25 protein-coding genes are annotated in these 22258 nt (G+C 71.0%); 15 read left to right on the top strand and 10 right to left on the bottom strand.

Annotated features, from left to right (window positions below; genetic code table 11):
* Positions 1–11: 11 nt before the first annotated feature.
* A complete protein-coding gene (locus IE307_RS07205) occupies positions 12–563 on the bottom strand; it encodes a VanZ family protein (protein WP_229904490.1) in 552 nt (183 codons plus the stop codon).
* 78 nt (positions 564–641) lie between these two features.
* On the opposite strand from IE307_RS07205, the gene IE307_RS07200 reads away from it, so the two are divergent.
* The 5 genes from IE307_RS07200 to IE307_RS07180 all read left to right on the top strand — a co-directional run bounded on the left by IE307_RS07200 (position 642) and on the right by IE307_RS07180 (position 4514).
* Entirely contained in the window at positions 642–1655 is a 1014-nt protein-coding gene (locus IE307_RS07200; protein WP_191296908.1) for a sensor histidine kinase, read from the top strand.
* Complete coding sequence (locus IE307_RS07195; protein WP_191296907.1) at positions 1648–2700, top strand: hypothetical protein; 1053 nt, start codon at positions 1648–1650, stop codon at positions 2698–2700. Before IE307_RS07200 ends, IE307_RS07195 begins: the two co-directional genes overlap by 8 nt.
* On the top strand, positions 2685–3329 hold the full coding sequence (locus IE307_RS07190; protein ID WP_191296905.1) for a response regulator: 645 nt from the start codon (positions 2685–2687) through the stop codon (positions 3327–3329). Before IE307_RS07195 ends, IE307_RS07190 begins: the two co-directional genes overlap by 16 nt.
* 93 nt (positions 3330–3422) lie before the next feature.
* Positions 3423–4058 carry a hypothetical protein gene (locus IE307_RS07185; protein ID WP_191296903.1) on the top strand — a complete coding sequence of 212 codons (636 nt, stop codon included), beginning with the start codon at positions 3423–3425 and terminating at the stop codon, positions 4056–4058.
* Between the two features lie 105 nt (positions 4059–4163).
* Positions 4164–4514, top strand: a complete 351-nt coding sequence (locus IE307_RS07180; RefSeq protein ID WP_191296902.1) for an EthD domain-containing protein — start codon at positions 4164–4166, stop codon at positions 4512–4514.
* Here the strand turns inward: IE307_RS07180 and IE307_RS07175 are convergent.
* Positions 4486–5145, bottom strand: coding sequence for a response regulator (locus tag IE307_RS07175; protein ID WP_191296901.1), 660 nt, complete (start codon positions 5143–5145; stop codon positions 4486–4488). The two genes, IE307_RS07180 and IE307_RS07175, sit on opposite strands and share 29 nt — an antisense overlap.
* A complete protein-coding gene (locus IE307_RS07170; protein WP_191296900.1) occupies positions 5142–6275 on the bottom strand; it encodes a sensor histidine kinase in 1134 nt (377 codons plus the stop codon). Before IE307_RS07170 ends, IE307_RS07175 begins: the two co-directional genes overlap by 4 nt.
* Positions 6276–6410: 135 nt before the next feature.
* Between IE307_RS07170 and IE307_RS07165 the strand changes: the two genes are divergently transcribed.
* From IE307_RS07165 to IE307_RS07140, 6 genes are all read left to right on the top strand, one after another.
* Positions 6411–7748: a DUF8832 domain-containing protein gene (locus IE307_RS07165; protein ID WP_191296899.1), complete on the top strand. Its 1338-nt coding sequence runs from the start codon at positions 6411–6413 to the stop codon at positions 7746–7748.
* Positions 7745–8131 carry a FixH family protein gene (locus tag IE307_RS07160; protein ID WP_191296898.1) on the top strand — a complete coding sequence of 129 codons (387 nt, stop codon included), beginning with the start codon at positions 7745–7747 and terminating at the stop codon, positions 8129–8131. The genes IE307_RS07165 and IE307_RS07160 overlap by 4 nt, the downstream gene beginning before the upstream one ends.
* A gap of 11 nt (positions 8132–8142) precedes the next feature.
* Positions 8143–9246, top strand: coding sequence for a hypothetical protein (locus IE307_RS07155; RefSeq protein ID WP_191296897.1), 1104 nt, complete (start codon positions 8143–8145; stop codon positions 9244–9246).
* On the top strand, positions 9239–9757 hold the full coding sequence (locus tag IE307_RS07150) for a hypothetical protein (protein ID WP_191296896.1): 519 nt from the start codon (positions 9239–9241) through the stop codon (positions 9755–9757). The genes IE307_RS07155 and IE307_RS07150 overlap by 8 nt, the downstream gene beginning before the upstream one ends.
* A gap of 214 nt (positions 9758–9971) precedes the next feature.
* Positions 9972–10898: a hypothetical protein gene (locus IE307_RS07145; protein WP_191296894.1), complete on the top strand. Its 927-nt coding sequence runs from the start codon at positions 9972–9974 to the stop codon at positions 10896–10898.
* A 9-nt stretch (positions 10899–10907) separates the two neighbouring features.
* Complete coding sequence (locus IE307_RS07140; protein WP_191296892.1) at positions 10908–11267, top strand: sunset domain-containing protein; 360 nt, start codon at positions 10908–10910, stop codon at positions 11265–11267.
* Here IE307_RS07140 and IE307_RS07135 read toward each other — a convergent pair.
* From IE307_RS07135 to IE307_RS07120, 4 genes are read right to left on the bottom strand one after another with little or no spacing between them, the layout of a single operon-like run.
* Positions 11257–12702, bottom strand: coding sequence for a beta-N-acetylhexosaminidase (locus IE307_RS07135; protein ID WP_191296890.1), 1446 nt, complete (start codon positions 12700–12702; stop codon positions 11257–11259). The genes IE307_RS07140 and IE307_RS07135 overlap by 11 nt on opposite strands.
* Complete coding sequence (locus IE307_RS07130) at positions 12699–13490, bottom strand: Gfo/Idh/MocA family protein (protein WP_191296888.1); 792 nt, start codon at positions 13488–13490, stop codon at positions 12699–12701. The genes IE307_RS07135 and IE307_RS07130 overlap by 4 nt, the downstream gene beginning before the upstream one ends.
* The gene (locus IE307_RS07125; protein WP_191296886.1) at positions 13490–14428 is read right to left on the bottom strand and encodes a Gfo/Idh/MocA family protein; all 939 of its coding nucleotides are present in this window, start codon (positions 14426–14428) and stop codon (positions 13490–13492) included. The genes IE307_RS07130 and IE307_RS07125 overlap by 1 nt, the downstream gene beginning before the upstream one ends.
* A complete protein-coding gene (locus tag IE307_RS07120) occupies positions 14416–15378 on the bottom strand; it encodes a Gfo/Idh/MocA family protein (protein ID WP_191296884.1) in 963 nt (320 codons plus the stop codon). The genes IE307_RS07125 and IE307_RS07120 overlap by 13 nt, the downstream gene beginning before the upstream one ends.
* A 253-nt stretch (positions 15379–15631) precedes the next feature.
* On the opposite strand from IE307_RS07120, the gene IE307_RS07115 reads away from it, so the two are divergent.
* From IE307_RS07115 to IE307_RS07100, 4 genes are read left to right on the top strand one after another with little or no spacing between them, the layout of a single operon-like run.
* A complete protein-coding gene (locus IE307_RS07115; protein ID WP_191296882.1) occupies positions 15632–16594 on the top strand; it encodes an acyltransferase domain-containing protein in 963 nt (320 codons plus the stop codon).
* Positions 16595–16618: 24 nt separating this feature from the next.
* The gene (gene ngcE / locus IE307_RS07110) at positions 16619–18025 is read left to right on the top strand and encodes an N-acetylglucosamine/diacetylchitobiose ABC transporter substrate-binding protein (RefSeq protein WP_191296880.1); all 1407 of its coding nucleotides are present in this window, start codon (positions 16619–16621) and stop codon (positions 18023–18025) included.
* A complete protein-coding gene (locus IE307_RS07105; RefSeq protein ID WP_229904489.1) occupies positions 18022–18996 on the top strand; it encodes a carbohydrate ABC transporter permease in 975 nt (324 codons plus the stop codon). Before ngcE ends, IE307_RS07105 begins: the two co-directional genes overlap by 4 nt.
* A complete protein-coding gene (locus tag IE307_RS07100) occupies positions 18993–19808 on the top strand; it encodes a carbohydrate ABC transporter permease (protein WP_191296878.1) in 816 nt (271 codons plus the stop codon). The genes IE307_RS07105 and IE307_RS07100 overlap by 4 nt, the downstream gene beginning before the upstream one ends.
* Here the strand turns inward: IE307_RS07100 and IE307_RS07095 are convergent.
* The 3 genes from IE307_RS07095 to IE307_RS07085 all read right to left on the bottom strand — a co-directional run bounded on the left by IE307_RS07095 (position 19769) and on the right by IE307_RS07085 (position 22255).
* Positions 19769–20155: a glycoside hydrolase family 20 zincin-like fold domain-containing protein gene (locus IE307_RS07095; protein ID WP_191296877.1), complete on the bottom strand. Its 387-nt coding sequence runs from the start codon at positions 20153–20155 to the stop codon at positions 19769–19771. The genes IE307_RS07100 and IE307_RS07095 overlap by 40 nt on opposite strands.
* Positions 20156–20258: 103 nt before the next feature.
* Positions 20259–21245: a dihydrodipicolinate synthase family protein gene (locus IE307_RS07090; RefSeq protein ID WP_191296875.1), complete on the bottom strand. Its 987-nt coding sequence runs from the start codon at positions 21243–21245 to the stop codon at positions 20259–20261.
* On the bottom strand, positions 21245–22255 hold the full coding sequence (locus IE307_RS07085) for an NAD-dependent epimerase/dehydratase family protein (protein ID WP_191296873.1): 1011 nt from the start codon (positions 22253–22255) through the stop codon (positions 21245–21247). The genes IE307_RS07090 and IE307_RS07085 overlap by 1 nt, the downstream gene beginning before the upstream one ends.
* Positions 22256–22258: the final 3 nt, after the last annotated feature.

Raw genomic sequence — 22258 nt, 5'->3', positions numbered from 1 at the left:
TAAGCAGCACGTCAGACGGCGACCAGTCGCCGGTCGGCCACCACCGCGGGCTTGGCACGCCACCACCACCAGGACAGCATCGAGGCCATGGCCGCGCCGACGGCGTTGAGCAGCACGTCGTCCACAGAGGACACCCGGTGCAGCGCGGTGAACTGCGCGATCTCGATCAACGTCGAGCAGGCTCCCGCGACCACCAGCACCCGCCACACCGACCGCAGCGCCTCGAACCGCAGCGGGCCGAAGAACCCGAGCGCCGCGAAGACCAGCAGGTTCCCGACGATCTGGCCGACGTCGCGGTGGGCGACGAGGTCGATGATGTCCGCGAACGGAACCAGGCTCAGCTCGGCCGACGAGCCCGGCAGCAACAGGAGCCAGACCCACGGCAGCGTCCCGTAGAAAAGGCCGACGTCGACCATCGCCGTCCGCCACGGACTCGGGCGCTCGCGGAGCTTGCGGTGGAGTCCCAGCAGGAGCATCACGAGCACGGCCGCCGGTAACCCGAGCACCGCCCCGAGGACGACCCCGGTCTCCGTTCCGACCCACTCCTGCCAGGTGTTGAGCACGGGTCCACTCAAGACGAGCGGGCGTTGCGAGGGTGTACGCGTTTTTCGATACGCGGACGATATGTGCAGAATGCAACTGTGCTGGAGGCGAGACTGCTTGCGACGGTGTCCCGTCTCGCGGGTCCCGTCCGCGGCGCCTGCGTCGTCCTGGTCAGCCTCTTCGGCGCCTTCTCGCTCAACTCGGCGCTGGGCTGGGCGTTGTTCGCGATCGTCGCCGTGAGCACGGTCGCCGACTTCTGGTTGCCGGAGGTCGCGCTGCCGGTGGCGTTCCTCCGGGTCGTGGTGCTGTCGCTGCTGCTGGGCGCCGATGCCGACCAGTGGGTGCTGACCGTCCTCACGACGACGCTGATCACCTGGCAGTGGCAGTGGCCGCTGAAGGTCACCGTGCCCGCGACGGCCGCGTTGCTCGCCGTGCAGGTGGTGACGACCGGGCCCGGTGTGCTCGTGCGGGCGGTGCTGGAGTCGGTGCTCGCACGGCTGGCCTACGAGCTGTTGCGCAGGTCGAGCCGCCGGGTGGACCGGCTGAGGGAACGGGCCGCCGAGCAGAGCCGGGCTGCGGCGGTCGCCCTGGACCAGGGCAGGAGAGAGCGGGAGTACCTGGCGCTGCTGCACGACACGGCCGCCGCGACGTTCCTGATGGCCGCGCACGGCGGTGATCCGGACGAGGTGGCCGCGCAGGCGCGCAGGGACCTGGTGGTGCTGGCCGAGCGGGGCGACGCGGAGGGGACCGTCGACCTGGGGGCCGCGCTCACGGCCGTGGCGCGGGCCAGTTCCGTGGACGTGCGGGTGCAGGCCGAGGTCGTCAGGGTGCCGGCCGGGGTCGCCCTGCAGTTCGTGCGCGCGGCCCGTGAGCTGCTCACCAACGTCGAGCGCCACTCGGGCACGTCCAGCGCCCGGCTGACGGTGACGCCGGGAGTGGTGCTCGTCGAGGACGACGGCAGGGGATTCGTGCCCGGCGAGGTGCCGGAGCACCGGCGTGGCCTCACGGGATCAGTGGTCGGACGCCTGGAGGCCGTGGGCGGCACCGCGGTGGTCGAGTCGGCACCGGGACGTGGCACCACCGCGCGGTTGACGTGGCCCGCCGATGACTGACCACGCCGTCTCCGTCATGACCCGCCAGGTGCTGCTGGTCGTGGTCTTCGCCATCCAGCTCGTCCTCACGCTGCCCTCGCTCGTCGCGCACTCGCAGGGCCCCGCCGCCTGGCTCGCGTACGGCCTGCTCGCCGCTGTGCTGGCGATCCTGGCGGCACACGTGGCAACGGGCACGAGGACGCCCGCCTACCTCGCCGTCGCACCCCTCGCCGCGTCGGTGCTGGCGACGGCGGCCCTGCCCGCGGGAGCGTCGTTCGGCCCGGCGGACTGGGCGTTCGGGCTCGTCGGCTGGTACCTGCTGCTGGTGCTGGTCGAACGCCCGGCAGCGCTGGTCGTGGCGCTGAGCGCGCACATCTGCTTCAGCATCGCGTGGTTCGTGCACGCCGGGAACGGTGACGTGGGCACGGCCGGAGTCGTGATCCTGAGCGGCACGAGCTTCCAGGTCGGCGTCCTGGTGATCACGCGCGTGCTGCACCGGGACGCGCGGCTCGCCGCCGAGGCCGCCGCGGAGCACGACGCCGCCCGCGCGCGGGAAGAGCTGGCCCGCCAACGGGAACAGGACCTGAAGGCCGGGTTCGAGGGCCAGCTCGGCGCGTTGCTGCCGCTGCTCGCCGACCTGGCCGACGAGCAGGTGAGCGTCGCCGACCAGGCGACCCGGCTGCGGTGCTCGGTCGCGGCGGTGCAGCTGCGCAGGCTGTTCGCGGAGAACGACGACGTGCCGGACCCGTTGCTGCACGAGCTGACCGCGTGCGTGGACGTCGCCGAACGGCGCGGTGTGGTCGTGTCGCTCGCGGTCAGCGGCACGGCCACGTCGGTCCCGACGGAGGTGCGCCGGGAGCTGGTCGCCCCGATGGCCCAGGCACTCGCCGCCGCGAACGGGCGTGCGAAGGTGAGCCTGTTGCGCACGGCCGACGAGGTGCGCGTGGCGGTGGTGGCCGACGCTCCGGAAACCCTTCCGCCACCGGGCAGACCGGTGGCGGTCACGGTCGAAACGAGTGTCCACAGCGGACTGGTGAGGAGCGAGGCGAGATGGCGCACGGCGTGACGGCGGTCCTGGTCGACGACCATCCCGTGGTGCGCGCGGGAGTCGCGCACTGGCTGTCCACGGCGGACGTCGAACTGGTGGCGAGCGGCGAGGAACCCGAGGTCGCCTGGACCGGTCCCGGTGCCACCGCGGACGTCGTCGTGCTCGACCTGCACCTCGCCGGGGGCACGCCCGCCACGGCCGAGCTCCGCAGGCTCGTGGAGGACGGCCGCAGGGTGATCGTCTACTCGATGCGCTCGGACGACGAGATCGCCCTGCTGTGCCTCGAGATCGGCGCGCTGAGCTACCTGACCAAGGCCGAGGGCGCCGACCACCTCGTGCAAGCCGTGAAAGCGGCGGCGCGGGGCCAGTCGTACACTCCGCCGGCACTGGCGGGCGCTCTGGCGGGTGACAGGTCGGAGACGAGGCCCGCGCTGTCGCCGCGCGAGACCGAGGTCCTGGTCGAGTGGTTCCAGTCCGAGTCGAAGGAGTTCGTCGCGCAACGCCTGAACATCACGCTCAGCACGGTGAACTCCCACCTGGAGCGGATCAGGGTCAAGTACGCGGCGATCGGCAGGCAGGCCCCGACGAAGGCCGCGCTCGTGGCCAGGGCGATCCAGGACGGGCTGATCGGTCTCGACGACCTCTGAACCCGCGTGTGGTGCGAACGACCGATACCGCGGCTCCTGCATCCGGCCTAGCGTCCAGGGCAACCCAGGTTCCGCCGTCCGAGGAGTTCCGCAGTGACGCACGCCCGTGGCCCCCTGTTCATCGCCGCCGTCGCGACGGCGGGCCTGCTGCTGTCGGCGTGCGGCTCCGAGACCGGTGGCACGGCGACGCCCGCCACGGACACGACGACGTCCACCAGCACCGCCACGACCACCAAGGAGACCTCCGCGTCCAAGGAGGCTCCCGCGGTCCCGGCCGGCGGGGACGTCACCGCTCCCGGCACCAAGCTCAAGGTCGGCACCCGCGCGGTCATCCCCGTCACCGTCGGCGACAAGACCGGCATCGTCGCCGTCACCGTCACGGCCATCGAGGCGGGCGCGAAGGAGGACCTGGCGAAGTTCGGCGACAAGGCCAAGAACATCACGCCGTTCTACCTGCGGGCCAAGGTCGAGAACCTCAGCGGCACCGACCTCAGCTTCACCTCGATCGGCCTGCGCGGCCTCGGTGAGGACGGCAAGGGCACCGGCGTGATCATCTCCGGCGACACCCCGAAGTGCGACTCCACCAACGCGCCCAGGACGTTCAAGGCCGCAGGTGAGACGTACGAGACCTGTGTGCTCAGCGCCGCCCAGGACGGGTCGAAGGTCGCGGCGGCCGAGTACAACCGCGGCGACGACTACGTGAAGTCGCCGGTCGTCTGGCAGAGCTGAGCCGCTGAACCGCGGAGTTGCACGAGGGGTCTCCGCGGCTCAGCCGGTCCAGCCCCACGACCGGCGGCTTCACCGCTCGGCCCAGGGGCCCTAGTGTGGTCGTCCGTGATCACCACCATCGCCTTCCTGAAGGCTCGTGCGGGCATGAGCAGGGACGAGTTCGTGGACCACTACGAGAACCACCACGTCCCGCTGGTCCTGAGCATCGCCTCCGGCCCGTTCTACTACGCGCGCAACTACCTGCCGCCCACCGACGAGCGCGGCTTCCCCGCGGAGTTCGACGCGATCACGCAGATGAGGTTCGCCGACGCGGCGACCCGCCGGACCTGGCTCTCGCTCGTCCTCGCGCCCGGTTCCGGGATCGCCGAGGACGAGGAGCGCTTCCTCGACCGCTCCCGGACCCGGTCCTGGATCGTCGACGAACGGCTCAGCGGCGAGGCTGCACCAGGCCGTTGATGTGCGCGTACGCCACGGCGTGCACCCGGTCGCGCAGCCCCAGCTTCGACAGCACCCGCGAGACGTGCGTCTTCACCGTCTCGTCGCCGACGTGCAGCCGCGCGGCGATCTCGGCGTTGCTGAAGGCCGCCGCGACCAGCTGCAGCACCTCGCGTTCGCGCGCGGTGAGCAGCGCGAGCTCCGGCGGCGTCGGGGGAGGGGCGAGGCTGACGGCGAACCGCGCGATCAGCCGTTGCGTCACCGACGGGTCGATCAACGCGTCCCCGCGCGCCGCCACCCGCACCGCGGAGATCAGCTCCTCCGGCGGCAGCGACTTCAGCAGGAACCCGCTCGCCCCCGCCTTGAGCGCCCGGTAGACGTACTCGTCGCTGTCGTAGGTGGTGAGCAGCAGGACCTTCGTGCGGTTCGCCGGGTCGGCGAGGATCATCTCCGTCGCGCCGAGCCCGTCGAGCTTGGGCATGCGGATGTCGAGCACGGCCACGTCCGGCCGCAGCCGCGCGACCTCGGTCACCGCCGCCCTGCCGTCCGCGACCTCCGCGACGCAGCGGAGGTCGTCCTGCGTGTCGAAGATCGCGCGCATGCCGGAGCGCAGCATCGCGTGGTCGTCGGCGAGCAGCACCGACAACGTCATGACGCCTCCAGGGGGAACGTGACGGTGGTCCGCCAGGTGCGGCCGTCCGCGTCGAGTCCGGACCGGGTCCTGCCGCCGAACATGCCGGCGCGGTTGCGGATGCCGACCAGGCCCCGGCGCACCGAACCGGAGTCGTCGCCCGGACCCGCGGTGTTCTCCGACGCGATGGCCAGCGAGTCCGGCGCGTAGTCCAGCGTCACCGTCACACCGGACGCGTCGCCGTGCCGCAGGGCGTTGGTCAGCATCTCCTGGATGATCCGGTAGACGGTGACGTCCAACGACTCCGGCACGTCGCGGCACTGCCCGCGCACCTCCAGCCGGGCGGGAATGCCCGCGGTGCGCACGCCGTCGAGGAGCTCGTCGAGGTTGCCGAGCCCCGGCTGCCGCGCGCCCTCCGCCTTGTCGCCGTGCAGCAGGTCGAGCAGGTGCCGCAGGTCCACCATGGCCGCGCGGCTGGACGTCTCGACCGCGCGCAACGAGTTCGCCAGCTTCGGGTTGCCGTTCTGCGTGCCGAGGCGGGCGGCGCCGGCGTGCAGGTTGATGGCGCTCACGTGGTGGATGATCACGTCGTGCAGGTCGCGGGCTATCGCGCCGCGTTCCTCGGTGATCGCCTTGGTGACCGCCGCCTTGGCGTCCTTCTCCGCCATCGCCGACTGCTTCTCGAGCTCGGCGAGGTACGCGCGCCGCGCCGTGGTGTAGCGGCCGACGAGCCACGGCAGCAGCGCGCCCTTGCCCGCCACCAGCGCGGCGTAGAGCAGGTTGTAGTCGTAGAACAGCATGCAGGCCACGAGGCTGACCGAGAGCATCCCGAGCGCCGAGTACGCCGGCACGCCGCGCAGCCACGCCCCCGCCCGGTAGCCGGCTATCAGCAGACCCGCGTCGTTGGAGTCGATCCCGTTCCCGACCGTCACGATGACGATCAGCGGGACGGCCGCCTGCGCCGCCGCCACCCACAGCGACAGCCGGGCGGGACCGGCCAGCATCGCGTCCACGGCCAAGGTCAGGAACAGCACGAAAGCGGTCTGCGGGAACGGTTCGCGGTCGAGCAGCACGAAACCGCCGTCGACGACCATGCACACGACGGCCACCAGCGCCGACTGGTGCTTGAGGGGGAACTTGACCGAATCCATCGAGCTGAATCTTGCCGCACGGCGGCCCTGAGATCCTCCCGCTCCACAGGGGGTGCGGATCCCCCGCGCGGGGGATGGGGTTTCCGTCTCCGCAGTGACGCGGCGGGCCCGCCATGATCGCTACCTTCGGTCGCGATGAAACGACGTGGTGTGATCTTGCTGCTCGCGCTGGGGGCGGTCCTGGGGATCGGGGCCCCCGCGCTGGCCGACGGCGTCCAGTCCGGCGCCGACGTCCACGTGGCGCAGAGCCTGGGCGACCGCGACCTGACGGTGATCATCCGGCGGGTCGCGGAGGTGCCGGGGCCCGTGCACGTCGACGTGGTGACGCACGCCGGGAGTCCGGCGGGCGAGGTGGCGCTGACGTTGCGCGCGGCCGGTGCGCCGAGCAGCACGACCAGGGTGGAACTCGGTGCCGCACCGGGGTTCCACTCCGGGCTGCTGCACGTCGACCGGCCCGGTCCGTGGGAGCTCGCGGTCGACGAGGCGACGATCCCGTTCGTCGTGCCGGCGCTCGTGCCGTCGCCGTGGGAGAACGCGACCTACGGCGGGTTCATCGCGGCCGGCGTGCTGTTGCTGGCGGCGTTGCTGCTCGCGGTGTCCGGCAGGCCCGGTCTCGCGCTGGTGCCCTCGGCGGGCGTGGTCGCGGCGGTGGCTGTCGGGGTGACGGCGGCGTTGCTGGCACCGAGCATCCCGCCGGTCGCGGCGCCCGGCACCGAGCTCGACCCGACGTTCGACAACGTCATGAACCCGTACGAGCGAACGTCCATCACGGACTTCTCGCGGCCGCCGGTGAACATGGTGCCGCGCATGGAGGACAAGGACCTGGTGCTGAGCCTGACGGACGGCTCGTCCGGACGTCCGGTGGACGACCTGATGGTGCACGACAGCGCGTTCATCCACCTCGTCGTGGTGTCGCCGTCCGGTCACCTCCGCCACCTGCACCCCGTCCGCACGGCGCCCGGCGAGTACCGCGCCCGGCTGCGTGATCCCGAACGGGGAGTGCACGCGGTCGCCGCCGAGATCGCCCGGCGCGGCGGGGGAGTGCAGCTCCTGCGGTCCGGTGTGGACGTCGCCGGATCCGCCGTCGCTCCCGTGCACGACGGGAAGGCCGAGACGGCGATGGAGATCCGGGAGGCGGGCAGGCCGAGCACGATCACCGCGAAGTTCGGTGAACGCGACCTGCAGCCGTGGCTGGGCATGCTCGGGCACATGATCGTCGTCGGCCCGATGACCGGCGGTGCGGCCGAGGCGCCGATCTGGGCGCACGTGCACTCGATGATCCCGCCGGTGCCGGGCATGCCCGGCAAGCCGGACGAGAGCGTCGCCGCGTACGGGCCGGACGTGCCGTTCACCTACTCGTTCCCGTTGCCCGGCAGGTACCTCGTGTGGATCCAGGTCGAACGCGACTACTCGATCGTCACCGTGCCGAAGGTCGTCGACGTTCCGGCCGCGAAGGGAGTGGCTTCGAAGTGAGGCGTTCAGCCGTGGCCGTCGTCGCCGGGGTGCTCGCGGTCGTGGCAGCGCTGGTGGTGCTGTGGCCGCGCGGCGTCGAGACCCAGCCGCACCTCGCCGAGACCGGTCAGCTGAGGTTCGAGCTCACACCCGTCAGCACGCGCTCCGGCAGCAACACGTTCGACCTGCGGATCACCGACCGGTCCGGCAACGCCGCCGACGGCGACGTGACGGTCGAACCGGCGATGCCGCAGATGGGCCACGCGCTCGCCCCGATCACGGCGGCGCCGCAGGCCCCCGGCCGGTACCGGGTGGCGGGCGTCGACCTGTTCATGGCAGGCCAGTGGGAAATCACCGTGTCACTGCGCGGCGAGCGGGTCGTGATCCCGCTGCTGCTCACCTAGAAGGGGGAGGAATGACTGTGAACATCACGGCGGCGTCGGCGACGTCGTCGGCGAGGACGGTCCCGAGAGGGCTGGTCCCGGCGAGCGTCGTGCTCGGCGGCACCCTCATCTCGTTGATCGGCCTGACCTGGGACATCCAGTGGCACAGCGACGTCGGTCCGGACACGTTCTTCACCTTGCCGCACCTGTTCCTGTACGCGGGCAGTGCGATCTCCGGCCTGGCGAGCCTCGCCGTCGTGCTGATGACGACGGCGAACGCCAAGCGCGACAAGGCGATCGACCCGATGGTCGGCGGCCGCGCGGTCGGCGTCTTCGGCCGCACGTTCTCCGCACCCGTCGGCTACCTGGTCTCCGGCATCGGCGCCGCGCTGTTCCTCGTCTACGGACTCTGGGACCAGTGGTGGCACGGCCTGTACGGCTTCGACGCCGTGATCGACTCGCCGCCGCACATCGGGCTGCTGCTGTCGATCTCGATCACGATGGTCGGCGCGGTCATGGTCTTCGCGGTCGCCCGTGACGACAGCTGGGGCACCTACGGCATCGCCGCGGCCGCGGGCACGTTGCTGGCGTTCAGCATGGTGACCGTGCTCGGCCTGAGCGCCCTGCCCGGCGGACCCGTCAACACGGTCAACGCGGGCAGCGCGTTCTTCTCGGTGATGATCCTGTTCATGGGCGCGTACGTGCTGAACCGCCGCGGCGGCGCCTTCGCCGTCGGAGTCGTCGTCGCCCTGCTGCAGGCCGTGTTCTGGTGGTTCTCGCCGTGGGCGACCGAGGTCTACGCGGACGCCACCGGCCTTCCGCTGCGCGACTACGCCGATGGCATTCCGGGCCTGCCCAACATGATCCCGATGAGCCTGATCCTCGTCGCGGTCGCCGTGGAACTGCTGCGCGGACTGCCCGCCTGGGTCGCGGGCCTGGCCGGCGGCGTGATCATCACGGCCTGCGCGCCCCTGCAGCGGATGCTGACCTACGGCAGCAACTTCCCCGCCCTCGAGCGCTACCTCCCCACCGTCGTGGCGGGCGCGGTGCTCGGCGCCCTCGCCGGGATGCTCGGCCGGCGGTTCGGCCACATGCTCCGCCACCTCGCACCAGCAAAGGAAGACCGCCATGCGTAGGACGCTGCTGGGACTCGCGGGCACCGTCGCGCTGCTGTTCGGACTGGCCGCACCCGCACTGGCCTTCGAACCGGTGAACGTCGTGCACACCGAGAAGGTGCAGGCCGGACCGTACGACCTGACCATCGGCTTCAGCACGTGGCCGGTGAAGGCCATGCAGTCGCTCGACTTCACCTTCGCGCCGGAGAACGGGATCGAGGGCAAGAAGGGCACGCTCACCCTGTTCCGCGAGGGCGTGGAGGCCGACGACAGCCCGCTGGCGCGCCACCCCCGCAAGCGCGAGGTGTGGGGTCTCGACATCTTCGCCCTGCCCGAGCAGGGGACGTGGACGATGAAGTTCGACGTCGAGGGACCGGCGGGCGCCGGGTCGGGTGAGCTGAAGAGCCTGCAGGTGATGGAGCAGCCGGGACCACCGATGGGCCTGTCCTGGGCCATCAGCACGATCCCGCTGTTCGGTCTGATCGCATTGATCGTCGTCGCCTGGCGCCGCACGCGCGCCACGGTGGACTAGCGCCTGCACCGGACTCTGAAGTCGCCAGTGCGGTGACCACCAACCCTTGCCGGGTTGTGGTCACCGCACTAGCACAGCCGGACCGAACTCCACCCGGCCACCTGACCGGGTGAAGTTCGGTCCGAAAGGCTGAAGCGGTTGGATTTCCGGTTGCGAAGTCCGGTACCCCTGCGCCGTGCGTTTGCCTCACGCGGTTTGGATTGGCGGGCTCTTGGTGCCCGCGTTGCTCGCCGCCACCGGCGTGGTCGTCTACAGCGGTGGCATCGAACGGACGCTGCACGCCGACGTGCGGACAGCGCTCGGCAAGGCCGGCTACCACGGCGTCGTCGCGGTCGACGGGCGGACGGTCGTGGTCAGGGAGGTCGCGCCGCGCTCGGTCGACGCGGTGCGCGCCGTGGTGTCCGACGTGTCCGGCGTCGGTGCCGCCGACGTGCGCGCGGCCGAGCCCGAGCAGTTGCTCGTGGCCGTGCGCGGCGCCGAGATCCTGGTGTCCGGCGCGGTTGCCGACGACGCCGAACGCCGTGCGCTCCTCGAAGCCGTGCAGACCGACGGCCACCGCGTCACGGCCGCGCTCCGGCTCGGCGGCCTGTTGCCGATCCCGCCGGTCGTGATCGGGCGCGTGGTCTCCGCCGCCCTGTCCGCCAAGGTGTCGGACGTGACCACGACAGTCCACAACGGACAGGTCGTGGTGGCCGCCCGCGTGCCGGACGAGGCCAGGGCGACCGCGGTCCGCGACGCCGTCCGGCAGGCCGCGAACGGTCTGCAGGTCTCCGACCGCATCGAGGTCGGCCCCTCCACGACGGCCGGTGACCTCAACGTCGAGGCGCTGCACGACTCGATCTCCCGGCTGGTCAACGGCAACGGGGCGATCCGGTTCGTGCAGGGCACCACCGCCTACGAGGGGCACGGCACGGTGCTCATCGAGCGCGTCGGCCGCATGCTGCTGGTCGCGCCGCGCGCCTCGATCACGTTGGTCGCCCACGGCACCGACCAGGCGGTGGCGACGACGCGCGGGCAGATGGTCCGCGACGTCCTCGTCGGCCAGGGCGTGGCGCCCGCGCTGATCGCCATCGAGACCCGTCCCGCCCCCGGCGGCGAGTACGACCCGGGCACACGCCAGGTCGACGTCGTAGTCCGTTAGGAGTTCGCTGTGCTCTGGTTGTTCTCGCAGATGTTCCTGCTGTGCCTGGCGTCGTTCGCCGTCGGCGTCCTGGTGACGTGGCTGTCGGTGCGCGGCCGCCTGCAGCCCGAACGCCCGAAGACCCGCCTGGCCCTGCCCGCGCCCCGCCCGGCGGCGGAGCAGGTGGTGATCGCCGAGCAGCCGGTCGCCGCGCCGAAGCCGGTGAAGCAGCCGTTGCCGGTCAAGGGCAACTCGAAGACGATGGTCTTCCACACGCCGGATTCGCCGTACTACCGGCGGATGAAGGGCGACATGACGTTCGGGTCGGAGGCGGAGGCCGTGTCGGCGGGCTACCGGCGGTGGACGACCAAGGGCCGCGTCAAGGCCTGAGGCCGAGCGGCCGGTGGTGCGGTGCGACCTCGGCGAGCATCGGCGCGTGCGCGGCCAGCCGTTGCTGGAAGTCCGGCCAGGACCGCCGCACCGACCACGCCGACTCGGCCAGCGCGCACAACCGCGGGAACGCCAGGTACTCGGCGTGTTCCGGAGTCCGCACGAACTCGGTCCAGAGCTGGGCCTGCGTGCCGAGCACCCGAGCGGCGCACTCGGCGTCCCACCCGGACGGCAGCGGATCGTTGCGGTAGACGTCCTCCAGCGACACCACGGCTGCGGGCTGGCCGGGAGGCTCACCCGAGGCGCTCTGCGGGTAGTCGAGGTACGTGCTGCGAAACGGCGCCATGACCAGCTGGTGGCCTCGGCGGACGGCTTCCAGGCCGTGCTCGGGGTCGCGCCAGATCATCACCGCGGCCTCGCGGGGCAGACCGTGCGGGTTCTCGCCGTCGTCCCAGCAGATCGGGTGCCTGCCCCGCGACACGAGGTACGAGCTGACGCGGCCCAGGAACCAGCCGTGCACCGAGGCCGGTCCCGGCAGGCCCTCGGCCGCGATGCGGGCGGCGGCCAGCGGACTGGTCTCCCACTCCGCGGCGGGGCACTCGTCGCCGCCGATGTGGACGTGCGGGGACGGGAAGACCTCGAGCACCTCGTCCAGCACCTCGCGCAGGAACGCGAAGGTCTGCTCCTGCACGCCGAACAGCGCGTCGGACACGCCCCAGCCGGTCCAGACGGGCAACGAGCGCGCGGGGAAGTTGCCCAGCTCCGGGTACGCGGCCAGGGCGGCGCGGGCGTGACCCGGCATCTCGATCTCGGGGACGACGGTGACGCCGCGGGCGGCCGCGTGGAAGACGAGTGACCGCAGCTCTTCCTTCGTGTAGGCACCGCCGTGCGGTGTGCCGTCGTAGGTGGTGCCGCCGGCCGGGCCGATCATGCTCTCGGCGCGGTGTCCGCCCACCTCGGTGAGGGCCGGGTGGCGGTCCACCGGCATCCGCCAGCCCTGGTCGTCGGTGAGGTGCAGGTGCAGCACGTTGAGCTTGTACGACGCGATCTGGTCGACGAGCCGCCGCAGGTAGGAGACCGGCTGGAAGTGCCGGGCCACGTCGATCATGGCTCCGCGCCAGGCGAAGCGCGGTTCGTCGCGCACCTCGACGAGCGGGACCTCGCCGCCGGACGTGAGCTGCCGCAGGGACTGCACGGCGTGCCGCAGGCCCGCGACCGAGCCGCGCAGCCGGATTCCGGACGCCGTCACGGACAACGAGTAGGCCTCGCCCTCGCCGTCCACCTCCAGCACCACGTCGCCGTCCGGGCGCAGCGGCAGGTCCACGTAGGACTGCAGGAGTCGCGCGACCGGAACGGCCTCGCCGGAGGCGGCGATGGCGGTCGGGCGGAAGGTCCCGGGGGAGCGGACGAGGTGGACGGGCTTGGGGATGATCACGTGGTGGCCTTCGCGACGGCGTCGAGCAGGTGGACGGGGCGCAGCAGGTCGTCGTGGCTGATGGGAGGCTCGCCGGTCGCGGCCATGGCGAGGAACGCCTCCAGGCCGGGTACGAAGTAGTGCTCGTCGAGCACCAGTTCCCGCGGGGACGTGCCGGCGGAGGCGGTGAACGGCGCCTCGCCCAGCACCAGGTCGATCTCGACCTCGGTGTCGCCCACCTCGGCGTGGACGGTGATGCGGCCGGCGTGCCGGGTGACGCCGACCGAGTGGATCGGGCCGGGCGCGAGCCGCAACGCCACGTCGACGGGATGGATGCCGTAGAAGAAGATGCCGCCGTACGGGCTCGCGGGGTCGACCGGCCCCGACGCCGTCACCCGGCGAGCAGGGCCCAGGGCGGCGAGCGCATCGGTGTCGGGGAGCCAGCGCAACGCGGAGAACGACGTCAGCGGCGCGTTGTGCTTCTGAGCTTCCGCGATGATCGCCGACGCGTCCTCCACCGTGCAGGCCAGCGGTTTGTCGATGAAGACCGGTAAGCCCGCACGCAGGAACGGCGTGGCGTGTGCGCGGTGCAGGTCTCCGTGCCGGTCGGCGACGACCACCGCGTCGACCAGGCCGAGCAGGTCCTCCGGTGCGTCCACGACCGTCAGGGAACCCTTGAGCCGCAACGACTCGTTGCGCTCCGACGGACCGCCGCTGATCGCCACCACACGCGGCCCGGTTCCCGCTTCGAGGTGGTCGATGATGTGGTCGGCGTGGCTGTTCTCGGTGCCGATGATGCCGATGCGCACTACCGTTCTCCGTTCGGGGTGACGGGTTCGCCGGTGCGGGCGGATTCGTAGACGGCCAGCACGACGGCGAGAGCACGGCGTGCGTCCGCGGTGCCGACGAGAGGCGGCCGGCCCTCTTCCACCGCATCGAGGAAGTCCGCGTACTGGGCGAGGTGTGCGTCGTCGACCGAGCCGCTCTCGCCGATCACGACGCTGCCGCGGTCGCCGTGCACCGCGACCCGCACCGGCAGGCCGGGATTGGCCGCCGTGGTCGCGGTGATCGTGCCCAGCGCGCCGCTCGCGAACGTCACGACCGCCGCGACCGTGTCCTCGACCTCGATGCGGTCGTGGGCCAGGCGGGCACTGCGGGCCAGCACCTCCACGGGCTCGCCCATCAGCCACAGCAGCAGGTCGACGGCGTGCACGCCCTGGTTCATCAACGCGCCACCGCCGTCGAGCGCCCAGGTGCCGCGCCACGGCTTGGAGTCGTAGTACTCCTGCGGGCGCCAGAACGTCGACTCGGCGATGCCCGAGGTGATCCGGCCCAGCCTGCCCCCGGCCACAGCACGACGTGCGGCGGCGGCCTCGGGCTGGAACCGCCGCTGGCTGATCACCGCCACGGTGCGGCCGGACTCGCGTTCGGCGGCGATGATCCGGTCCGCCGCACCCAGGGTGACGTCGATCGGCTTCTCCACGACCACGTGCTTGCCCGCCCGCAACGCGAGCACGGCGGCGTCCGCGTGCGCGCCGCTCGGCAGGCACACGCTCACCGCGTCGACGTGCTCGAACGCGTCGGCGAGCGACGTCATCGGAGTGCCACCGAACCGGGAGGCGACCTGCCGGGCGCGGTCGCGGCTGTTGTCCACCACGACGGCGAGTTCCGCCGAGGCCGCGATCAACCGCGCGTGCACCTCACCGATCGCACCCGCGCCCACCAGCGCGAACCTCATGCCGCCCATCGGTGCACCACACCTCCGCTGTCGGCGCTGTCCTGGGCCAGCAGGGCGATCCGCGTGGCGAGGAGGCTCGTCGCCGTACCGATCTCGGGCTCTTCTCCGGCCACGAACGCGTCGAGCGCGGCTGCGGCCGGACGCCGGCGTTCCGGCAGTTCGACACTCCACAACGGACGATCGTGCGTGACGGCGGTCAGCTCTTCCCTCGCCCACAACAGCTCTGCTGTTCCGGCGCTTCCGGTGAGGCGCATGCGGTAGTCGCCGTGCCACGGCGCCGCGTCCGGGGTGAGCCAGCTGACCTCGATCGTCGCGGCCACCTCACCCGCGCGCAGCAGGACCGCGCCGTGCAACGGACCGCCGACGGCGCTGACAGTGCCCTCGGTGGCACCGGACAGCCACAGCACGAGGTCGATGTCGTGCACGGCCAGGTCGCCGAGGACACCGCCGTAGGTGGACCGGTCGAGGAACCACGAGGGCCGCGCCGCCCGGTTGAGCTTGTGCGGACCGGAGGCCGCCACCAGCGACAACGACCCGAGCGCGCCGGAGTCGAGCAGCGACCGCGCGGCCAGCGTCTCCGGGTAGCCGCGCTTCTCCAGCAGCAACGACACGGATCGGCCCGACTCCCGAGCCGCCGCCGCGATCAGGTCCACATCGGACAGACTGGTGCACAGCGGTTTGTCCGCGAGCACGTGGGCGCCGGCCCGCAACGCGTCCACCACGACGGCGCCGCGTTCGGAGTAGATGCCCGCCACCACGACGACATCAGGTCGTTCGGCGTCGAGCAACGAGCGGTGGTCTGGGTAGGCGGGCACACCGCACCGGCGGGCGAGAGAAGGGTCCGGGTCACTGATGCCCACCAACGAGACATCAGTGCGAAGAGGGAGTTCGTCGAGGACGTAGGCGACGTGCGGATGCGCTGCTCCGGCGACTGCGAGCCGGAGAACGGGATCGGGCATGCGAACCATTCAAATGCGTGGCGGATTGCCGAGTCAACGGTATGAATCCCGGCTCGAAGGAATGAATCCTCACGCACGGCAAGCCTCGTACCTGGGGGAATGAGCGGACCGTAGTCATTCTTCAGCTGTTCGTGTGACCTGCGAAGAATCATTGACGTGCAGGAGGTCACACATAATGATGTGCCGAACCAGGGCAAGACACGCCGTATTCATTCCCTTTTCGGGGAAGGAATCTCCGAAAGCAGGTGCCGCGATGAGCGAGACCGACGACTGGCTCGCCGTGCTGCTGCGACAGCCGGGGGCCGACGTCGCCGACCTCGACCCGCTCACGACGGACGAGGCCGCCCGCCGGCTCGCGCTGCTCGGCGTTCCGGACGTCGACCACGCCGGCGTGCTGGCGAGCATGCCCGGTCCGAACAGGACACCGGAGCTGTGGCAGGCGCTCGAGAGGTGCCACCAGGTCCTCTACGCGGCCGACCCGATCCCCAGTCGCGAGGTCGTCTGGCCGGACGCGCCCGCCGGGCTCGGCGCGGCCGGACGCTACTTCTACGTCCACCTCTACCTGCTCGCGCTGCCGTCGTTGCTGAACCTGCACCGCGTGCTCGGGGTCCCGTTCGACGTCACCGAGGCGACGGTGCGGGACCTGGGCGCCAAGGTCGTCAGCTACCGCAAGTACTACGACCGGGGCGGTTTCGACCGGCAGGGCTGGCTGGTGCGGCACTTCCGCGGCACGCTCTTCCGCCTCGGCAGGCTGCAGTTCGACCGCGCCACCCTCACGGTCGACGAGTACCGGGCCGAGTCCGAGGGCGGCCCGAAGGACGGCACCCCCGTCCTGGAGGTCCACATCCCCGGCGACGGCCCCATGACGCCCGAGGCGTGCGACGAGTCGTTCCGCCGCGCCCGGCCGTTCTTCCAGACGCACTTCCCGGACGAGCTCCACGAGTACGGCACCTGCCGCTCGTGGCTCCTCGACCCGCAGCTCGCGGACTTCCTGCCCGAGACCTCGAACATCGTGCGGTTCCAACGCCGCTGGACGAGTTTCGGACCGGCCCCGGACTGCGACAGCGACGTGCTCGAGTTCGTGCACCACCTCCCTCCCGGCACCGGCGACCTCGCCGCCCTGCCGCGGGACACCACGTTGCAACGCGCGATCGTCAGCCACCTGGAGTCCGGCGGCCACTGGCGCCAGGGCTGCGGCTGGCTCGCCCTTCCCTGATCCCACGACAAGAACGGACCCGCCATGTCCTCCCACGAGATCTCGCGGCGCAGCATGCTCAGAGCCGCCGCGGTGCTGGGCTTGACCGTGCCCGGCCTGGCCGCCTGCGTCACCGCCGGCGGCAACAGCGGACCCCAGTCGTCCGGTGGCGACAAGAGCGCCACGAACCCGTTCGGCGTCAAGGCCGACGCCCCGCTGGAGGTCGTCGTCTTCAAGGGCGCCTACGGCGACGACTACGTGCTCGCCGCGGAAGCCGTGTACAAGAAGCAGTTCGGTGGCGCGGCCATCGACCACAAGGGCATCCAGAAGGTCGGCGACACGCTGCGGCCGAGGTTCGTCGCGGGCAACCCGCCGGACGTCGTCAACAACACCGGCGCCGGTCGTCTCGACATCGCCGCGCTCAACCAGTCGCGGCAACTGGAGAACCTCGACAAGCTGCTCGACGCGCCGTCGTGGGACGACCCGAACGTCAAGGTGCGCGACACCCTGCTGCCCGGCGTGGTCGAGGACGGGATCTACGACGGTTCGTTCGTGCGCTTCAACTACGCCTACACCGCGTGGGGCCTGTGGTACTCCAAGCCGCTGTTCGAGAAGAACGGCTGGATGTGGCCGAAGATCTGGCAGGAGATGCTGGAGCTCTGCGAGGACATCAAGAAGACCGGTGTCGCGCCCTGGACCTACCAGGGCAAGTTCCCCGAGTACGTCACCGACCCGCTGCTGGTCATGGCCGTGCGCGGCGGTGGCATGGACCTGCTCAGGTCCATCGACAACCTGGAGCCGAACGCCTGGCGGCACGAGTCCGTGAAGGCCGCGGCGGAGGCGATCACCGAGCTGTCCGCCAAGGGGTACCTCATGGCGGGCTCGGAGGCGTTGTCGCACACCGAGGCGCAGGCCGCCTGGTGCCAGGGCAAGGCCGCGATCATCCCGAGCGGCTCGTGGCTCGAAGCCGAGCAGAAGTCCGTCACGCCCGCCGGGTTCGACATGGTGATGGGCGCCGTGCCGTCGCTGGACTCCAACAGCAAGCTCAAGACGAACGCCATCCACGCGGCCAGCAGCGAGGCCTACCTCGTGCCGAGCCAAGGCAAGAACGTCCAGGGTGGACTGGAGTTCCTGCGGATGCTGTTCTCCCGCAACGCCATGAAGGACTTCGCCAAGTCCGTCGGCACCCTGCCGGCGGTCAAGGGCGTCACCGAGGGCCTCACGATGTCCCCGGCGCTGAGCTCGGTCGCGGAGGCGGTGAAGAACGCCGGTGACGACACGATCAACTACCGGCACCGCATCTGGTACCCGACGCTGACCAAGGCCGTCGACGACAGCGTGGCCGAGCTCATCACCCGGCGGATCACGCCCGCCGAGTGGGTCGACCGCGTGCAGAAGGCCGCGGACGACCTGGCGAAGGACACCAGCATCAAGAAGTACGAGCGGAAGTGAGCGTTCTGGCCAGGCCGGTGGAGCGGGCAGCGGCGCCCGCTCCACCCGCGCCGCGCAAGCGCCGCAGGCTCAACCGCGGGTACGGGTTCGTCATCGGCGCCCTCGCACCCGCGCTCGTGCTGCACCTCGTCTTCGTCGTGTCGCCCTACGCGCAGGCGTTCTACCTGTCGCTGACGGACTGGAACGGCGTCGCGGGCAAGGCGGACTTCGTCGGGTTCGACAACTTCACCCGGCTCGCGGGCGACTCGCTGTTCCTCGACGCCATCGGGAACAACCTGCTGCTGTTGCTGCTGATGCCTGCGGCGACGATCGGCATCGGTCTGTTCCTGGCGACGATGATCCAGCGCGGCGGCAAGGACGGCCGCACCGGCGTGCGGGGATCGCGGTTCTACGAGATCGTGTTCTTCTTCCCCCAGATGCTGTCGGTCGCGATCGTCGCCGTGCTGTGGGGCTTCGCCTACAACCCGAACAACGGCCTGATCAACGGTGTGCTGCGCGCCATCGGCCTGGACGGCCTCGCCCGGAGCTGGCTCGCCGAACCGGGTCTCGCGCTGTTCGCCGTGATGGCGGTGATGATCTGGTCGGGCGTCGGCTTCTACATGGTGCTGTTCAGCGCCGCGATCGACGGCATCCCCAAGGAGATCTTCGAGGCCGCGCTGATCGACGGCTCGTCGGGCTGGACCACGTTCCGGCGCATCACGCTGCCGTTGCTGCGCGACAACGTCCAGGTGGCGTTCGTCTACCTCGGCATGGTCGCGCTCGACGCGTTCGCGCTGGTCCAGATCATGACGGTCGGTCCGGGCGGTCCGGACGGCTCCACCGAGGTGATGGGCCTGTCGCTGTACCGGACGGCGTTCGAGTACGGCAAGTTCGGCTACGCCAGCGCGATGGGCGTCGCGTTGTTCTTCGGCACCCTCGTGTTCGCGCTCGTGGCGTTGCGCGGCAACAAGAACCGGACGGAGCTGGCATGAAACGGTTCCCGCTGCACATCGCGCTCGGCTTCTGGGCGATCGTCACGGCGTTCCCGCTGCTGTGGGCGGTGACGAGCTCGTTCAAGTCCGACGCGGAGATCCTGACGAGTCCGTGGACGGTGCCTTCCGAGGTGCGCTGGGAGAACTTCTCCCGTGCCTGGAACGAGGCGTCGATCGGGCAGTACTTCCTGAACTCGGTGATCGTCGTCGGCGGCGCGTTGTTCCTGACCATGCTGGTCGGCGGCCTCGCGGCCTACACGCTCGCGCGTTATCGGTTCCCGGGCAACAGGTTCGTCTACTACCTGTTCGTGACGTCCCAGTTCTTCCCGACGTTCCTGGCTCTGGTGCCGTTGTTCTTCACGGTCGAGCAGATGGGCCTGCTGGGCACGAAGCTCGGGCTGATCCTGGTGTACGCGACGTTCGCGACGCCGTTCACCATCTTCTTCCTGCACGCGTTCTTCCGCACGCTGCCGTCCGCGATCGCCGAGGCGGCGTTCATCGACGGCTGCACGCACTGGGGCGTGTTCTTCCGGGTGATGCTGCCGATGGCGCGGCCGGGCCTGGTGTCGGTCGCGATCTTCAACTTCCTCGGCCTGTGGAACCAGTACCTGCTGCCGCTGGTGCTCAACCCGGATCCGGAGAACTACGTGCTGGCGCAGGGACTCGCGGCGCTCTCGACGTCGCAGGGCTACCAGAGCGACTGGAGCGGCCTGTTCGCCGGCCTCACCATCGCGATGCTGCCGGTGCTGCTCGCGTACGTGTGCTTCCAGCGCTACATCCAGGCCGGTGCCACGGCCGGGGCGGTCAAGTGAGTCAGGTCCGCGGCGGTGACGGTTCCGCCGGCTGACAGCAGCCGGCGGAACTGCTCGACCGCGTTGAGGAGCCCTGCTGGAGTGGCCGCACGCAGCATCACCGCGTGCGAACTCACCAGCAGGGCATAGCCTTCTTCACCGAGTCCGCGCATCGCCGGCTCGTGCGTCACCATGACCACGCCTTCCGGTGAGTTGCCGAGGACGATGCCGGTGGCGTCGCGGACGTGCCTGCGCAACAGCTTCGCCGCCTCCTCCGCGTTCCCGATCACGCGGATGTCCATGTCCCCGCGCAGCACGAAGTGACCTGTGCGGCGGCGGGGTTCCTTGCCTTGCCTGCGAATCGCCACGACGTTCCTCCTGGGACGAATTGATTCCGTTGACACGCAAAGGATCTGCGGGCCAGGGTGAGGTGCGGGCATCCGTGGGCGGACGCGATGCCCGCACCTGTTCTCACTTCAGGTGGTCCGCGTAGGCGTCCTGCACGCGGGTCAGTTCCTCCGCCTGGCCGGGGGAGAGGGTCTCGTGCGGGTCGAGGCACCAGATGCCGCGCAGGACTCCCTCGCGCCGCAACACCTCGTGCACGCCGGCGATCACCCCCGCGAACCCGTTGCGCACGTCGAACACGGCGGCGTTGGCGTCCACGCACATGGCGTTGAGCCCCTCGACGCGAGTTCGTGCCTCCGCGTCACCGTTCGCGGCGGCGTGGGCGTCCTCGAGGATCCGCACGGCCGACCGCGTCCAGACCGCCCAGTGCCCGAGCAACCCGCCGACGAACCTCCGCACGCCACCGCGGACGTGGAACGGGGTGAGCAGGTCGCTGATGATGTTGTCGTCGTTGCCGGTGTAGAGGGCGACCTCGCCGCCCCGGTCGGAGTCGGCGACGCCCTGGACCAGTTCGAGCGTGCGGTAGCGGTCGAAGGGCGCGGCCTTGACCGCCACCGTGGACGGCTGGTCGGCGAGGCGGCGCCAGTAGGAGCGGGGCAGGTAGCGGCCGCCGACGGCCTCCTGCAGGTAGAACCCGATGGTGGGCAGGACCTCGCCGATCGCGGCGGCGCGGTCCAGCAGGTCGTCGGGGGAGTGGTCCGGGAGGCCGCCGGGGGAGACCAGGACGGCATCGTACCCGAGTTCGCGGGCGGTCTCGGCCTCGGCGACCGCCTGACCGGTGGGACCGGCGACGCCCGCGACCCGCACGAACGGTGTCCTGGCGCCGATCTCGTCCGCCGCCAGTTCCAGCACCGGCCGGTAGAGCCCGTGCTCCCGGATCTCGAACTGCGTGGTGTGCACCCCGACCGCGAGCCCACCGGCGCCCGCCTCCAGGTAGTGGCGGGTCAGCGCCCGTTGCCGTTCCTCGTCCAGCCGGCGGGAGGAGTCCAGCGCCAGCGGGTGCGCGGGGATCACCGTGCCGCGGTGCAGCAGGGCAGTCGTCGCGAAGTCCATCAGAACCGCCCGTCCCGTCGCTCGAACTTCGTCGGCTTCGACCACAGCGGCCCGCCGTCGCGCAGCCACGAGGTCTGCAGGTCGATCAGCTGCCCGAGCGTGCGGTCCGGGTAGCCGAAGAGCTCGTGGCACGTCGTCGCGTCACTGAGCAGCGAGGTCTCCGGCAGGTAGCCGGTGAAGGTGGCCTCCACGCCGAGCCGTGCGGCCAGGCGCGTGGCGATCGACCGCACGGACGCGGTCTCCGGCCCCGTCAGGTTCAGCACGAACGGCGAGTCCGACGCGTGCCCGGCGCTGCGCAGCACGACCTCGTTGGCGTACCGCTGCCACACCACGTTCACGGCACCGGTCGTGAGGTCGATCGGTTTGCTGTCCACGAGCGTGCGCGCGAGATCGGCGATCACGCCGTAACGGGGTTCGCAGGCGTAGTTGAGCCTGATCAACGCGACGGGCGTGCCGCGAGTCCGCGCGGCGTGCGTGAACACCTGCTCACGGCCGCGGCACGTGATCGCGTAGTCGCCGTCGGGCCGCGGCTCGTCGGACTCCACGCTGCCCCCGGTGACCGGCGCGGTCATGCCGTAGACGTTGCCCGTGGACAGCGCGACGATCCGCGCTTTCGGGTAGCGGTCGGCGACGTACGCGGGCAGCACGGTGTTGGTCATCCACGCCTGTTCCGGCGCGCCCGCGGTGCCGAACTTGGCGCCCACCAGGAAGATCACCGTGTCGGCGTCCGGCAGCCCGGCGACCGCCGAGGGATCTCCCAGGTCGGCCGTCACGACCTCGACGCCCTGGGCCTCGACACGGGCTCGACCGTCCTCGTCGGACCAGCGCGAGACCGCCCGCACCCGTGCGTCGGCGCCCGCCGCGGACAGGGCGCGCCGGGCCATGCCGGCGATGCCCGATCCCGTCTTGCCGCCCGCCCCGAGCACGACGACGTCACCCCAGCCCGCGGCCTCCGCGACCAGTGCGGGAGAGGGCCTGCCGAGTTCTTCTTCGAGCTCTTCCTCATTCATGAG

The organism is Lentzea cavernae (assembly GCF_014653695.1).
In the GTDB taxonomy this organism is placed as follows: domain Bacteria; phylum Actinomycetota; class Actinomycetes; order Mycobacteriales; family Pseudonocardiaceae; genus Lentzea; species Lentzea cavernae.
This window is presented reverse-complemented; position numbering and strand designations above follow the sequence as displayed.

Bases quoted from the DNA above. Each gene is read 5' to 3' on its own strand.
- IE307_RS07195 (WP_191296907.1), top strand. From the start codon at position 1,648: ATGACTGACCACGCCGTCTCCGTCATGACCCGCCAGGTGCTGCTGGTC.
- IE307_RS07190 (WP_191296905.1), top strand. From the start codon at position 2,685: ATGGCGCACGGCGTGACGGCGGTCCTGGTCGACGACCATCCCGTGGTG.
- IE307_RS07175 (WP_191296901.1), bottom strand. From the start codon at position 5,145: ATGACGTTGTCGGTGCTGCTCGCCGACGACCACGCGATGCTGCGCTCC.
- IE307_RS07170 (WP_191296900.1), bottom strand. From the start codon at position 6,275: ATGGATTCGGTCAAGTTCCCCCTCAAGCACCAGTCGGCGCTGGTGGCC.
- IE307_RS07165 (WP_191296899.1), top strand. From the start codon at position 6,411: ATGAAACGACGTGGTGTGATCTTGCTGCTCGCGCTGGGGGCGGTCCTG.
- IE307_RS07155 (WP_191296897.1), top strand. From the start codon at position 8,143: ATGACTGTGAACATCACGGCGGCGTCGGCGACGTCGTCGGCGAGGACG.
- IE307_RS07150 (WP_191296896.1), top strand. From the start codon at position 9,239: ATGCGTAGGACGCTGCTGGGACTCGCGGGCACCGTCGCGCTGCTGTTC.
- IE307_RS07125 (WP_191296886.1), bottom strand. From the start codon at position 14,428: ATGGGCGGCATGAGGTTCGCGCTGGTGGGCGCGGGTGCGATCGGTGAG.
- IE307_RS07120 (WP_191296884.1), bottom strand. From the start codon at position 15,378: ATGCCCGATCCCGTTCTCCGGCTCGCAGTCGCCGGAGCAGCGCATCCG.
- IE307_RS07115 (WP_191296882.1), top strand. From the start codon at position 15,632: ATGAGCGAGACCGACGACTGGCTCGCCGTGCTGCTGCGACAGCCGGGG.
- ngcE (WP_191296880.1), top strand. From the start codon at position 16,619: ATGTCCTCCCACGAGATCTCGCGGCGCAGCATGCTCAGAGCCGCCGCG.
- IE307_RS07100 (WP_191296878.1), top strand. From the start codon at position 18,993: ATGAAACGGTTCCCGCTGCACATCGCGCTCGGCTTCTGGGCGATCGTC.
- IE307_RS07090 (WP_191296875.1), bottom strand. From the start codon at position 21,245: ATGGACTTCGCGACGACTGCCCTGCTGCACCGCGGCACGGTGATCCCC.
- IE307_RS07085 (WP_191296873.1), bottom strand. From the start codon at position 22,255: ATGAATGAGGAAGAGCTCGAAGAAGAACTCGGCAGGCCCTCTCCCGCA.